Origin of the sequence: Arthrobacter sp. YAF17 (assembly GCF_052113365.1) — a bacterium.
Taxonomy (GTDB): Bacteria; Actinomycetota; Actinomycetes; order Actinomycetales; family Micrococcaceae; genus Arthrobacter.
In genome coordinates, this window is the sequence record NZ_JBFRDB010000001.1 from 438,478 (window position 1) to 451,285 (window position 12,808).

General features: G+C 66.5%; 10 protein-coding genes. 2 read left to right on the plus strand and 8 right to left on the minus strand.

From position 1 onward, the window contains the following. Nucleotide 1 precedes the first annotated feature (1 nt). The 3 genes from AB4Y67_RS02095 to leuA all read right to left on the minus strand — a co-directional run bounded on the left by AB4Y67_RS02095 (nucleotide 2) and on the right by leuA (nucleotide 3,438). Nucleotides 2–829 carry an isoprenyl transferase gene (locus AB4Y67_RS02095; protein ID WP_441404326.1) on the minus strand — a complete coding sequence of 276 codons (828 nt, stop codon included), beginning with the start codon at nucleotides 827–829 and terminating at the stop codon, nucleotides 2–4. A gap of 20 nt (nucleotides 830–849) precedes the next feature. After that, nucleotides 850–1,605 (minus strand): DNA repair protein RecO, encoded by a 756-nt coding sequence (gene recO, locus AB4Y67_RS02100; RefSeq protein WP_441404150.1) that lies wholly within the window; start codon nucleotides 1,603–1,605, stop codon nucleotides 850–852. 93 nt (nucleotides 1,606–1,698) lie between these two features. Next, on the minus strand, nucleotides 1,699–3,438 hold the full coding sequence (gene leuA / locus AB4Y67_RS02105; protein ID WP_441404151.1) for a 2-isopropylmalate synthase: 1,740 nt from the start codon (nucleotides 3,436–3,438) through the stop codon (nucleotides 1,699–1,701). 252 nt (nucleotides 3,439–3,690) lie between these two features. On the opposite strand from leuA, the gene AB4Y67_RS02110 reads away from it, so the two are divergent. Continuing rightward, the gene (locus AB4Y67_RS02110; protein WP_441404152.1) at nucleotides 3,691–5,643 is read left to right on the plus strand and encodes a M13 family metallopeptidase; all 1,953 of its coding nucleotides are present in this window, start codon (nucleotides 3,691–3,693) and stop codon (nucleotides 5,641–5,643) included. A gap of 139 nt (nucleotides 5,644–5,782) precedes the next feature. Here the strand turns inward: AB4Y67_RS02110 and AB4Y67_RS02115 are convergent, their stop codons facing one another. The 5 genes from AB4Y67_RS02115 to AB4Y67_RS02135 form a co-directional block, all read right to left on the minus strand. Beyond that, a complete protein-coding gene (locus tag AB4Y67_RS02115) occupies nucleotides 5,783–7,387 on the minus strand; it encodes an LCP family protein (RefSeq protein ID WP_441404153.1) in 1,605 nt (534 codons plus the stop codon). 83 nt (nucleotides 7,388–7,470) lie between these two features. Then, the gene (era, locus tag AB4Y67_RS02120; protein WP_441404154.1) at nucleotides 7,471–8,430 is read right to left on the minus strand and encodes a GTPase Era; all 960 of its coding nucleotides are present in this window, start codon (nucleotides 8,428–8,430) and stop codon (nucleotides 7,471–7,473) included. Next, entirely contained in the window at nucleotides 8,414–9,745 is a 1,332-nt protein-coding gene (locus AB4Y67_RS02125) for a hemolysin family protein (RefSeq protein WP_441404155.1), read from the minus strand. Before AB4Y67_RS02125 ends, era begins: the two co-directional genes overlap by 17 nt. Continuing rightward, entirely contained in the window at nucleotides 9,742–10,215 is a 474-nt protein-coding gene (gene ybeY, locus AB4Y67_RS02130; RefSeq protein ID WP_441404156.1) for an rRNA maturation RNase YbeY, read from the minus strand. Before ybeY ends, AB4Y67_RS02125 begins: the two co-directional genes overlap by 4 nt. Next, complete coding sequence (locus AB4Y67_RS02135; protein WP_441404157.1) at nucleotides 10,212–11,300, minus strand: PhoH family protein; 1,089 nt, start codon at nucleotides 11,298–11,300, stop codon at nucleotides 10,212–10,214. Before AB4Y67_RS02135 ends, ybeY begins: the two co-directional genes overlap by 4 nt. 563 nt (nucleotides 11,301–11,863) lie before the next feature. On the opposite strand from AB4Y67_RS02135, the gene AB4Y67_RS02140 reads away from it, so the two are divergent. Beyond that, nucleotides 11,864–12,757, plus strand: coding sequence for a GerMN domain-containing protein (locus tag AB4Y67_RS02140; protein ID WP_441404158.1), 894 nt, complete (start codon nucleotides 11,864–11,866; stop codon nucleotides 12,755–12,757). Nucleotides 12,758–12,808 lie beyond the last annotated feature (51 nt).

Here is a 12,808-nt window from a genome sequence, read left to right on the forward strand (position 1 = left end):
GTCAGGCCGGGCCGGCGGGCGCGGCGTCCACCGCACCGCCGTAGCGGCGGTCCCGCTGCGCATAGATCTCGACGGCATCCCACAGGGTGCGCCGGTCCACGTCTGGCCACAGCGTGTCCAGGAAGACGAACTCGGCGTAGGCCGACTGCCAGAGCATGAAGTTGGACAGCCGCTGCTCGCCGGAGCTGCGCAGGAACAAGTCGACGTCGGGCAGGTCCGGTTCGTCCAGGTATTTCTGGATCGTCTTCTCGGTGATGGCGCCCGGCTTGAGCCGGCCGGCGGCCACCTCCTCCGCGATCGCGGAGACCGCGTCGGCGATTTCGGCGCGGCCCCCGTAGTTAACACACATGTTCAAAGTGCAGGTGCTATTGCCGCGGGTATAGTCCTCGGCCTCCTCCAGCTCCCGGATCACCGAGCCCCACAGCCTCGGCCGCCGGCCGGACCAGCGGATCCGGACACCCCACTCATCGAGCTGGTTGCGCTGCCGACGTAGCACGTCCTTGTTAAATCCCATCAGGAAGCGGACTTCCTCGGGCGAACGGCGCCAGTTCTCCGTGGAGAAGGCGTAGACACTCACGTGCTCGATGCCGAGCTCGATCGCGCCGGCCATCACGTCCAGCAGGGCGGGCTCCCCCGCTTTATGGCCCTCGATCCGGGGCAGGCCGCGCTGGTTGGCCCAGCGGCCGTTGCCGTCCATCACGATCGCGACGTGCCGCGGAATGAACTCCGCCGGGATGGCCGGAGGCACGGCACCGGAGGGGTGTGGGTACGGACCCACCACCGGGGCGCTCCTTTGCCTGACCGGACTCTTCTTCTTACCCAGCGCCACATTCTTACCCAACACCACAGTTACGTTCGCTCCACATGTTTGAGGGACTTAAGGACACGTTCCAGATGCCACTGCAGGTAGCTGGCCACCAGGCCTGCTGCCTCGCGCCGGTGCACGGGAACGGAAGCGTCCGCCGTCGTCCAGTCCCCGGTCAGCAGCGCACCGAGCAACAGGACTGTTTCCGCGGCGGGGGCCGGCGAACCCGGCGGGCGGCAGTCCGCGCACACCATGCCGCCCAGCGGCGCAGAGAACGCGGTGTGCGGCCCGGCTGCCCCGCAGCGGGCGCAGCCGGTGAAGCTCGGCGCCCAGCCGCCGGTGGCGAGGGCACGCAGCAGGTAGGAATCGAGGATGAGTTCGGGCGTGTGGTCGCCGCGGCTCAGCGATGCCAGGGCACCGACGAGGAGGTTGTATTGCGCGGTGCCCGCTTCGCCGTCGACGTCGGTAAGCTTTTCCGCCGTCTCCGTCATCGCGGCAGCGACGGTGTAGCGGCCGTAGTCCGCGGCGATGCTGCCGCCGTAGGCGCCTTTGGCGACGGCCTGCGTGACGATGTCCAGAGTGCGGCCGGAAATCAGCTGGAGGTCCGCGACCATAAAGGGCTCGAGGCGGGCGCCGAAGCGGCTGGACGTCCGCCGGACTCCCTTGGCCACAGCGCGGACCTGGCCGTGGTGCTTGGTCAGGATGGTGATGATGCGGTCCGCCTCGCCCAGCTTGTGGGTACGCAGCACAACGCCGTCGTCACGGTAGGCGCGGGAGGAAAAGGAGGATGGTTGGGCCACGGTTAATCTTCGCACTGCATCTGAAGAAACGTTGCCTTTCAGGAGGAACAGCGCTGCGCCGCCGGATGCTCCGGCGGCGCAGCGGCTGACAGGTTAGGCGCGGGCGTCCCGGATGGCCCGGTTCACGGCAGAGATGACGGCCTTGAGCGAGGACGTGGACGTGTTGGCGTCGATTCCGACGCCCCACAGCACGCGCTCCCCCACGGCGCATTCGACGTAGGCCGCGGCGAGAGCGCTGCCGCCTTCGGACAGGGCATGTTCGCTGTAGTCCAGGACCCGTACATCGACGCCGTCTTCGCGCAGGATGCTCAGCAGGGCGGCGATCGGACCATTGCCGGTGCCGGTGCGGTGGACCTGGCTGCCGTCGATCTTGAGCGCGGCGTGCAGCGTCATGGAGCCGTCTTCATCCGTTTCGGTGCCGAACGGGCCCAGGGCGTAGCGTCCCCACTGCTCGTCGGCCGCACCGGAGGGCAGGTATTCGTCCTGGAAGACCTGCCACAGCTGGGCGCCGCTGACTTCGCCGCCCATGGTGTCGGTCTGCTTCTGGATGACGCCGGAGAACTCGATCTGCGCGCGGCGCGGCAGGTCCAGGTTGTGCTCGTTCTTCAGCAGGTAGGCGACGCCGCCCTTGCCCGACTGGGAGTTGACCCGGATGACGGCCTCGTAGCTGCGGCCCAGGTCCTTCGGGTCGACCGGCAGGTACGGGACCTGCCAGGGGTAGTCGGCCACGTCCTTGCCTGCGGCGGACGCGTCCTTCTCCAGGGCTTCCAGCCCCTTCTTGATGGCGTCCTGGTGCGAGCCGGAGAACGCGGTGAAGACGAGGTCTCCGCCGTAGGGTGCGCGCTCGGCCACCGGCAGCTGGTTGCAGTACTCCACGGTGCGGCGGACCTCATCGATGTCGGAGAAGTCGATCATCGGGTCGACGCCCTGGACGAACATGTTCAGGCCCAGGGTCACCAGGTCGACGTTGCCGGTCCGCTCGCCGTTGCCGAACAGGCAGCCTTCGATCCGGTCCGCGCCCGCCAGGTAGCCCAGTTCCGCGGCCGCCACGCCGGTGCCGCGGTCATTGTGCGGGTGCAGGGAGAGGATGATGCCCTCCCGCGGGTGCAGGTTGCGGCTCATCCACTCGATCGAGTCGGCGTAGACGTTGGGGGTGGCCATTTCCACCGTAGCGGGCAGGTTGATGATGACCTGGCTGTCGGCGGAGGCCTCGAACACATCGGCGATGGCGTTGCAGACCCGGACGGCATACTCCAGTTCGGTCCCGGTGAACGATTCCGGCGAGTACTCGTAGGTGATGTGGGTGTCCTGCAGGGTCTCCTCGTACTTCTTGCACAGCCGCGCGCCCTGCAGGGCGATGTCGAGGATGCCGTCTTCGTCCTGGTTGAAGACGACCCTGCGCTGCAGGACCGACGTCGAGTTGTACAGGTGCACGATGGCCTGCTTGGCGCCGACGAGGGACTCGTAGGTCCGCTCGATCAGGTGCTCGCGGGCCTGGGTCAGGACCTGTATGGTGACGTCGTCCGGGATATGGTTTCCCTCGATCAGCTGCCGGACGAAGTCGAAGTCGGTCTGCGACGCGGAGGGGAAACCGACCTCGATTTCCTTGTAGCCCATCCGGACCAGCAGCTGGAACATCTTCAGCTTGCGGGCGGGGCTCATCGGATCGATCAGGGCCTGGTTGCCGTCACGCAGGTCCACGGCGCACCAGCGCGGGGCCTTGGTGATGACCTTGTCCGGCCAGGTGCGGTCCGGCAGTTCGACAGTGATGATGTCCTGGAACGGGACGTAGCGGTGGACGGGCATTCCTGAGGGCTTCTGTGCGTTTCGCATTACAATCGGGGCCTTTTCTGTGATTCCTGGTGAAAGGGTGGCCGGGCAACACAAACTCCGCAGCGAGGGTGGGCCTTGCGCTAGATCGCGTCTGAGGCCTCGCCGCGGCAGCTAAGAAGGAGCAGTTCTGCGCGCACCATTTCACAGTAACACGGGTGCGTAAGATGAAGGAGCCATACCTCCGCAACGTCCACCATGCAGACCGGCGACCCGTAACAAGACGGCGCCGGGCTGCCTCTCAAAGGAGCATCTGTGCCACTTTCGGGGATCGCCCTGTCCAATATCGACTCCAGCATCCGGCCGCAGGATGACCTGTACCAGCATGTCAACGGCGCCTGGCTCAAGAGCACTGAGATTCCGGATGACCGTCCCCTGGAGGGGACGTTCACGGCGCTGCGGGACGGCTCGGAACTCGCGGTGAAGGAGATCATCGAGGACGCGGCGGCCCGCGGCGCCGAGTCCACCGGGATCGAGCAGAAGGTCGGGGACCTCTACAACAGCTTCCTGGACGAGGCAACCGTGGAGGCCAAGGGCCTGGACCCGATCAGGCAGCGGCTCGCCGAAGTTTTCGCCACGGAGTCGGCCGCCGACATCGTGGCACTGTCCGGCCGCCTGTTCCGCGCGGACGTGGGCGGCCTGTTCTACATCTATCCCGCCCCCGACGCCGGAAACCCGGACCGGATCCTGCTCTACACCGGCCAGGGCGGCCTCGGCCTGCCGGATGAGTCGTACTACCGCGAAGAAAAGTTCGCTCCGATGGTCCAGGCCTACAAGGAACACGTGCAGGCGGTCTTCGGACTGGCCGGTGTCGCCGGCCCGGAGGAAGCGGCGGGCCGGGTAGTGGCGCTGGAGACCGCGCTGGCCTCGCACCACTGGGACAAAGTCACGCTGCGTGACCCGCAGAAGACGTACAACCTGAAGACCGCCGACGAGGCGGCGCAGCTCTTCCCGCTGCTCACCACGTGGTTCGACGCCGCCGGAATCGCACCGGAGAAGCGTGCGGACCTTGTGGTGAGCACCCCGGACTTCTTTGCCGGGGCGGCGTCGCTGCTGGACTCCGAGCCGCTGTCCGCCTGGCAGGAATGGCTGGCCCTGCGGGTCATCAGCGCGGCCGCCCCGTACCTGTCCGCGGCGTTTGTCGATGCGAACTTCGCCTTCTACGGCACCACCCTCAGCGGCACGCCGCGCAATAAGGACCGGTGGAAGCGCGGGGTCGCCGTCGTCGAGGCCGCGCTCGGCGAGGCGGTCGGCCAGATCTATGTTGCCCGGCACTTCCCGGATACCCACAAGGCGCGTATGGAGTCGCTGGTCGCGAACCTGATCGAGGCCTACCGCGAATCCATCACGGGCCTGGCCTGGATGGGTGAGGACACCAAGCATGAGGCGCTGAAGAAGCTGGATTCCTTCCGGGCCAAGATCGGCTTCCCGGACAAGTGGATTGACTACTCCGCCGTGGAGATCGATCCGTCGGACCTGCTGGGCAACGTGGAGCGCGCGCACAGCGCCGACGTCGACCGGCACCTCGATGAGGTGGGCAAGCCGGTGGACCGGGAGAAGTGGCTGATGACGCCGCAGACGGTGAATGCGTACTACCACCCGCTGCTCAACGAAATCGTGTTCCCTGCCGCCATCCTGCAGCCGCCCTTCTTCACCGCCGACGCCGACGATGCCGTCAATTACGGCGGCATCGGCGCCGTCATCGGCCACGAAATCGGCCACGGCTTCGACGACCAGGGCTCCCAGTACGACGGCAGCGGCCTGCTCCGTAACTGGTGGACGGAGGACGACCGCACCGCCTTCGAGGCGCTGACCTCGAAGCTGGTGGCCCAGTTCGATGCGCTCTCCCCCACCGCGGCGCCGGGACACAACGTCAACGGCAAACTGACCCTGGGCGAAAACATCGGCGACCTCGGCGGCCTGGCGATCGCGTACAAGGCCTACCTCATCAGCCTCGACGGCCAGGAGCCGCCGGTCCTGGACGGCCTGACCGGGGTCCAGCGCTTCTTTGCGTCCTGGGCTGCCGGCTGGCGGCAGGTCATGCGGAGCGAGGAAGCCATCCGCAGGCTCGCCACCGATCCGCACTCGCCCAACGAGTTCCGCACCAACCAGATCGCCAGGAACCTCGATGCCTTCCACGAGGCCTTCGGTACCGCGGAGCAGGACGGCATGTGGATGCCCGCCGCCGAGCGGGTCAGCATTTGGTAGGAGACCGTCTCGGGTAACCAAGAAGGGCCGGCCGCGGGAGCATTTCCCGCGGCCGGCCCTTCTTCGTTGGGCGGCTCTACGCTGCCGGGCCTTACGCTGCCGGGTCTTACGCTGCCAGGTCCTTTGTTGACGGGCCGTGTCAGCGGGTGATCAGGAACGGGTTGGCCTGCTGGCAGACCACGTCGCCGGCGGTCTGGTTCACGATATCTTTGGGCAATGCCACCGGGGCGTCCCCGCCCGGGTTGCCTCCCACGAGGTCGCTGCCCAGGTAGACCTGGACGCCGGAGACGCCGGCGGCCGGCAACACCTGCGTCGCCGGAATCCCCAGCAGCGCGGCAACGTCGGCGGCAACGTCGGCGAAGCCTGTGCCGTAGTACACCGCGGTGGCCGCTACCGGCCTGGCCGCGAGCTGGCCGAGCTGGGTGAAGCCGCCGGCGGTGAGGGCCTTGATGATTTCCTGGGTCCGTGCCGGAGTCCCGGATCCGTTCGCCACCGTGATCGGCTGCAGCGTCTTGTCGTAGGCGGCGGCCGTCTCGCTCGGGGCCGGCTCGGCGCTGGCACTCACGGACGCGGACGCGGACGGGCTCGGCGTCGCCGTCGGGTCCGTCAGGTCAACGTCTTTGCGCATCGCGGCGAAGAGCTGCGAAGCGGCAGGCTCGGCCATCTGCAGCCGGTTCGGGTCGCTGGCCGCAGGCACCGTCGGCACCGCCACGAACGCGACCTTGCTGACGTCGATGTCCTTCAGCCGGTTCCCGACGGTCAGCAGGGTCGGAATGGAGGCCATGCCCTCGTCAATGGTCAGGTTCCTGGTGACGACGTCCGCGATCTGGAGCGTCTTGGCGGGGTTGCTCAACGTGCCGTCGTCCTTGATCTTGCGGACCAACGAGGACAGGAACCCCTGCTGCCCCTTGATCCTGCCGAGGTCGCCGCCGTCGGCGAAGGCGTGCCGTGCGCGCAGGAACGCCAGCGCCTGCTCGCCCTGGACCTTGGACGTTCCCTTCGGGAGCCGCAGCCCCGAATCCGGGTCGTAGACGGCGTCGCTGATGCAGACGTCAACACCCCCGACGGTGTTGGAGAGTTCCTTGACCGAATTGAAGTCGGCCATCATGAAATGGTCGATTTCCAGGCCCGTGAGCTTGTTGACGGTGTCCACGGCGCAGCCAATCCCGGCCTCGGACATGGCAGCGTTGATCATCACGTTTTTCTGCGCCGGGAATTCCTTCTTGGATTCCTGGTCGGTGCATTTCGGCATGTCCACCAGCAGGTCGCGGGGGAAGCTCACCACGTTGACGCGCTTGTTGTCTGCCGAGATGTCCAAGAGCATCATGACGTCCGAATGCCCGTAGCCGGTGGAGTCGCTGGCCCCGCCGTACTGCGAGTTCTTCCCGTCGCGGGTGTCGGAGCCGAGAATCAGGATCTGCAACCTGTCCCGCGAATTGTCCACCGCGCCTTCGGTCTTTTCGCCGCCGGCGCCGAGGGCGGCCTTGCTGATGTTTCCCTGCAGCCGGACCGCCCAGTAGGCGCCAAAGGCGATGACACCAACCAGAAGGATGGACACCACAGCCGTCCCGATTTTCAGCCAGCCGGGCATGCCGCGGGCCACACCCAGATGCCGTGCCGGGCCGACGGCGGGATCATCCGTGTGCCGGGCAGCAGAACCTGACCGAACCGGGGATCCGGTTCCGCCTGCGCGGTCTTCACGGGGTCGGGACACAGTTGAGCCTACTTTCACGAACGGGTTCATCCATTTTAGAGTCCGAATCTGGGAAATCCCCGATGGCCGGCTCCGTGGGAGCGGCGCGGGCGCCGCCAGGGTTCGGGGTGCCCCTAGAAACCGAGCTTTACAAGCTGCTTCGGATCACGCTGCCAGTCCTTGGCGACCTTCACGTGCAGATCGAGGTAGATGCGGGCGCCGAGCAGCGCCTCGATCCCCTTGCGCGCGGTGGTGCCGACCTCGCGGAGCCGGGCACCGCCCTTGCCGATGATGATGGCCTTCTGGGAAGGGCGCTCCACGTAGAGGTTCACGCGGACGTCGAGGAACGGCCGGTCCTCCGGCCTGCCCTCCCGCGGAACGATCTCATCGACGACGACGGCCAGGGAGTGCGGCAGTTCGTCGCGGACGCCTTCCAGCGCGGCCTCCCGGATGAGTTCGGCGATCATCACGGCCTCCGGTTCGTCCGTCAGGTGACCGTCCGGGTACAACGGCGGCGACAGCGGCATGTGGCCGATCAGCACGTCCGCGACAGTGCCGACCTGGAAGCCGTCGGTGGCTGACACCGGCACGATGTCCTTCCAGCCTTCTTCGCCCAGGACTTCCCGGCCCAAGGCGGCGACGGCGAGCAGCTGCTCCGTGAGGGCCTGGCGGTCCACCGTGTCCGCCTTCGTCACGATCGCGATCACCGGTTTGTTCCCGATGGCGGCGAGCTGAGCGGCGATGAACTTGTCGCCGGGGCCGATCTTCTCGTTGGCTGGCAGGCAGAAGCCGATGGCGTCGACTTCCGCGAGGGTGTCGGCGACCAGTTCGTTCAGCCGCTTCCCCAGCAGGGTGCGCGGGCGGTGCAGGCCCGGCGTATCCACCAGGATCAGCTGTGCGTCCTCGCGGTGCACAATGCCGCGGATCGTGTGGCGCGTGGTCTGCGGCTTGGCCGACGTAATCGCGACCTTCTGGCCGACCAGGGCGTTGGTGAGGGTGGACTTGCCCGCGTTGGGCCGCCCGACCAGCACCGCGAAACCGGCGCGGTAGCCGCCATGGGCCGCTTCGGCGTCGGACTTATTCTGCTTGCTCACGTGAGACTCCCTGTTGGATTGGTGCGGCCTCGTCGAGAAGGTCTTCAAGGTCAGTTTCTTCTTTTAGTACCGCGGCCGCAATGATGTGGCTGACGCGGTTCCGCCGGCCCTCGAGCCGGTCGGCACGGAGGGACAGCCCGTGGACGACGACCGTGCTGCCGACGATCGGGACCCGGCCGAGGGCTTTGGCGAGCAGGCCGCCCACGGTGTCCACTTCGTCGTCGTCGAGCTCCAGGTCGAAGAGCTCGCCGAGGTCATCGATGCTCATCCGCGCGCTGACCCGGTAGCTTCCGTCGCCGAGTTCCACCGCTTCCGCGCTCTCGGTGTCGTACTCGTCGACAATCTCGCCGACGATCTCCTCGATGAGGTCCTCGAGGGTGACCAGTCCGGCGGTGCCGCCGTACTCGTCGATGACGATCGCGACGTGCGTCGATTCCTTTTGCAGCTCCCGCAGCAGCTCGCTCACCGGCTTCGAGTCCGGCACGTAGCGGACGTCGCGGGCCAGTTCGTCAACAACCGGGGGCTCCTCGCCCGGGCCAAGGTTATGGAGGACGGCGGCCACATCCTTGAGGTACACGATGCCCAGGACCTGGTCCGTGTTCTCGCCGATCACCGGGATCCGGGAATAGCCGGACAACAGGAACAGCGACATCGCCCGGTGCAGGCTGGAACCGGAGTCGATGCTCAGGATGTCGGTGCGTGGCACCATGACCGAGCGGACCAGGGTGTCGCCGAAGTCGAAGACGGACTGGATCAGCTCGGCTTCGTTGTCCTCGATCACGTCGGACTCGGTGGCGCGGTCCACCAGCTCCCGGAATTCCTCTTCGCTGAAGAACGCCTCGTTGTCCGCCGGAGCCCCGGGGGCCACGGCGCTGCCCAGTGCGACCAGCCAACCGGGAATCGGCCCCAGCACCCAGCACAGCCAGCGGATCAGGGGGGCGCTGAAGCGGACCAGGCCGGCCGAGTGCACCCGGCCGAGCTGCCGGGGGGAGACGCCCACAATCACGAATCCCAGCAGCGCCATGATTCCGGTGGCGATCAGCCCCGCGAGCCAGATGTTGTCGAGCAGGCTGGTCAGCAACACCGTCACGGCGACGGCGGAGGCCATGTCGAACCAGATGCGCCAGAATCGCAGGGCACGCATGTGCGCCACGGGCTGTGCCATGATGCGCTTCAGCGCGGCGCCGCGGCTCTGCAGGATCGCAGCCTCGGCATCGTGCCGGGACAGGTAGTTGAAAGCAGATTCGGCCGCGGTCAGGAATGCGGCAAAGCTCAGGAAAACCAGCGCCATTCCGGCGAGGATCAGTGGCGTCACTGAATCGTCTCTGACGGCGCGTCTTTGCCGGTGAAGGCAGAGAGCAGTTCGCGCTGCAGGCCGAACATCTCTTCCTTCTCCTCCGGTTCGGCATGATCGAAGCCGAGCAGGTGCAGGATGCCGTGCGTCGTGAGCAGCAGCATCTCGTCCTGGGTGGTATGGCCGGCGTTCATCGCCTGGACCTCCGCGACCTGCGGGCAGATAGCGATGTCGCCGAGCATGCCCTGGGGCGTGGGCTTGTCCGGCGTGCCGGGCGTCAGCTCATCCATCGGCACCGACAGCACATCGGTGGAGCCCGGCTCGTCCATCAGTTCGATGTGCAGCTTCTCCATGGCCGGCTCGTCCACAAGCAGGATGGACAGCTCGGCCTGGGGGTGGATGAAGAGGCGTTCGAAAATGAACCGGGACAGCTGCACCAGCTGGGCCTCGTCGACCGTCACGCCGGATTCGTTGTTGACCTCGATGCTCATGCGCCTTCTCCCCGCTTGTCACGGGCAACGGAATGTTTGACCCGGTTCCTCTGGATCTCGTCCCACACGCTGTAGGCGGTGACGATGTCGCCGACCAGGCGGTGCCGGACGACGTCGGAGGCGTCCAGGACAGTGAAGTTGACGTCATCGATGCCCTGGAGGATTTCCTCCACGATCCGGAGCCCGGACCGGGTGCCGAAGGGCAGGTCCACCTGCGTGACGTCACCGGTGACCACCATCTTGGAGCCGAAGCCCAGGCGGGTTAGGAACATCTTCATCTGTTCCGGAGTGGTGTTCTGTGCCTCGTCCAGGATGATGAAGGCGTCGTTGAGCGTGCGTCCGCGCATGTAGGCCAGCGGGGCGACCTCGATGGTCCCGGCCGCTATCAGCCGCGGAATGGATTCGGGGTCCATCATCTCGTGCAGGGCGTCGTAGAGCGGGCGCAGGTACGGGTCGATTTTGTCGCTGAGCGTGCCAGGCAGGAATCCGAGCCGCTCCCCCGCCTCGACGGCCGGACGGGTCAGGATGATCCGCGAGACTTCTTTTTGCTGCAGCGCCTGGACGGCCTTCGCCATCGCCAGGTACGTTTTGCCGGTACCCGCCGGCCCGATGCCGAAGATCACTGTGTTGTCGTCAATCGCGTCAACATAGTTCTTCTGGTTCAGCGTCTTCGGCCGGATGGTCTTGCCGCGGCTCGAAAGGATGTTGTGCGTGAGCACCTCAACCGGGTTCTGCAGGGACTGGGTCCGGAGCATTGACACCAGCTGCTGCAGGACAGCGGGCGTGATGATGGTGCCCCTGGCCACGAGGCCACGGACCTCGTTGAGCAGGCGCATGATCCTGGGCACGTCGGCGGCCGGCCCGCTGATGGCGAGCTCGTTGCCGCGCACGTGGAAGTCGACGGCCGGGAACTGTGCCTCAATGAAGCGCAGGGCTTCGTCATGACTGCCAAGGGACTGGACCATCTGATCGGAGCTGTCGAACAGGACTACCTCCGTCCGCAGCCCTGGTAGGGAGTGGGGGAATTCACCTGCGGAGCGCTCTCCAGCGCTGGTCCGGGCCTTGCCGTTCGCTGCTTCAGTCATGGTGTTGGCCCGCGGGCCTCTGGTCCCCTCCAGTTCGGAAATGGTCTGCCCGCTGATCCGGCCCGACGGTGCTTGTCTGTGAAGGCGGTTCGCACCTTCCGGTTCCGGGTGTCAGCGGGTCCTTTTATCTTACGCCAGTGACTGGCTGCGTATGCCGCCGGCCTGACGGCTTGTCGAGCCAGCCTCGGCCCCGGTGTCTGCTGTGTTTATGACTGCGTTCATGACTGCGTGTCTGGCTGCGTTTTCGGGCTGTGCTTCTGGCTGTGATTCTGACTGTGATTCTGACTTCGTTTCCGGATTTAGGTATCAACTTCGCATCGGCCTCATATCGTTCCCGTTGCAGTTCCGGCCCGCCGGCCGAATCCCCGGATTCGTGCCGGACCCGTGTGCCATGCTGGAAATTGGCCACCGGCACGGCGCTTGCAGCCCGGCTGCTGGCGCATGGACCGGCAACACCGGCAGACAAACGCCGGCACACGAACACCAAGCAGATAAGGGCAGCGGCGATCAGACGACGCGGGATCGGACAGACAACAGCAGCAGGCGCGCGGATACGACCGCGCATGCTGCTGCTGATGCTGCCCGCTGCGCTTGTCCTGTCCGGCTGTGTGGCCACTCCCCAGCCCGGCATCACGAACTCCAACACTCCCTCGCAGGTGATGTCCGCCCAGGCATCGGCGGCGACCACGAGTGCGCCGCTGGAGACCACGCAGGCTTCCAACAAGGCGCCGGTCTACTGGATCGGCCGGAGCAATGACAACACGTTCCTCTACCGGGAGTTCCGTGACGTCCCGGAACAGGACAACCCGGTCACCCGGGCGCTTCGCGTGATGATGTCGCAGAAGCCGCTCGATCCGGACTTCTTCACGCCCTGGCAGAACCCCAAGAAGCTGGCGTCCTCCATCTCGGGCAAGAACGTCATCACCGTCGACATGTCCGCGGACGCATTCAACAGCAATGTGGATCCTGCCATGGCCGAGCGCGCGGTCCAGCAGCTCGTGTACACCGCGACGGCGGCCGCCGCCAGCGCCGGGCTGATCGACTCCGGCCAGCAGATCCAGGTGGTGGTGCTCGTGGACGGTCACACCGACTACGTCGCCTTCAACCACGTCCGCCTCGGCGCCCCGACCTCGCGCAGCACCGGGATGGTCGCCCCGGTCTGGATCATTGATCCCCAGGAAGGTACCTCCCTCGCGGACGGCGCCGTCAAGGTCTCCGGCCGCAGCACAGCTCCGGGAGGCGAGCTCCGGTGGGAGATCCTGCGGATCGACGGCAGCATCAAGACCAGCTACCTGAAAGGTACGGTCACCGCCTCCGCCGAGGCCGGCCAATCGGGTGCCTTCAGCCTCTCGGTAAACCTCGGGCCTGGCAACTACGAGGTCAGGGTGTCCCAGCTTGAGGCCGGCAACCCGGCCGGCGAACTGAACGTCGACACCCGCGGGTTCACGGTCAAGTAGCCCGACCCCTGCCCGAACCCGTCCGCGGCCCCGTAACGGCCCTCCTGAACG

Bases quoted from the DNA above. Each gene is read 5' to 3' on its own strand.
- leuA (WP_441404151.1), bottom strand. From the start codon at position 3,438: ATGCGAAACGCACAGAAGCCCTCAGGAATGCCCGTCCACCGCTACGTC.
- AB4Y67_RS02115 (WP_441404153.1), bottom strand. From the start codon at position 7,387: ATGAACCCGTTCGTGAAAGTAGGCTCAACTGTGTCCCGACCCCGTGAA.
- ybeY (WP_441404156.1), bottom strand. From the start codon at position 10,215: ATGAGCATCGAGGTCAACAACGAATCCGGCGTGACGGTCGACGAGGCC.
- AB4Y67_RS02135 (WP_441404157.1), bottom strand. From the start codon at position 11,300: ATGACTGAAGCAGCGAACGGCAAGGCCCGGACCAGCGCTGGAGAGCGC.
- AB4Y67_RS02140 (WP_441404158.1), top strand. From the start codon at position 11,864: ATGCTGCTGCTGATGCTGCCCGCTGCGCTTGTCCTGTCCGGCTGTGTG.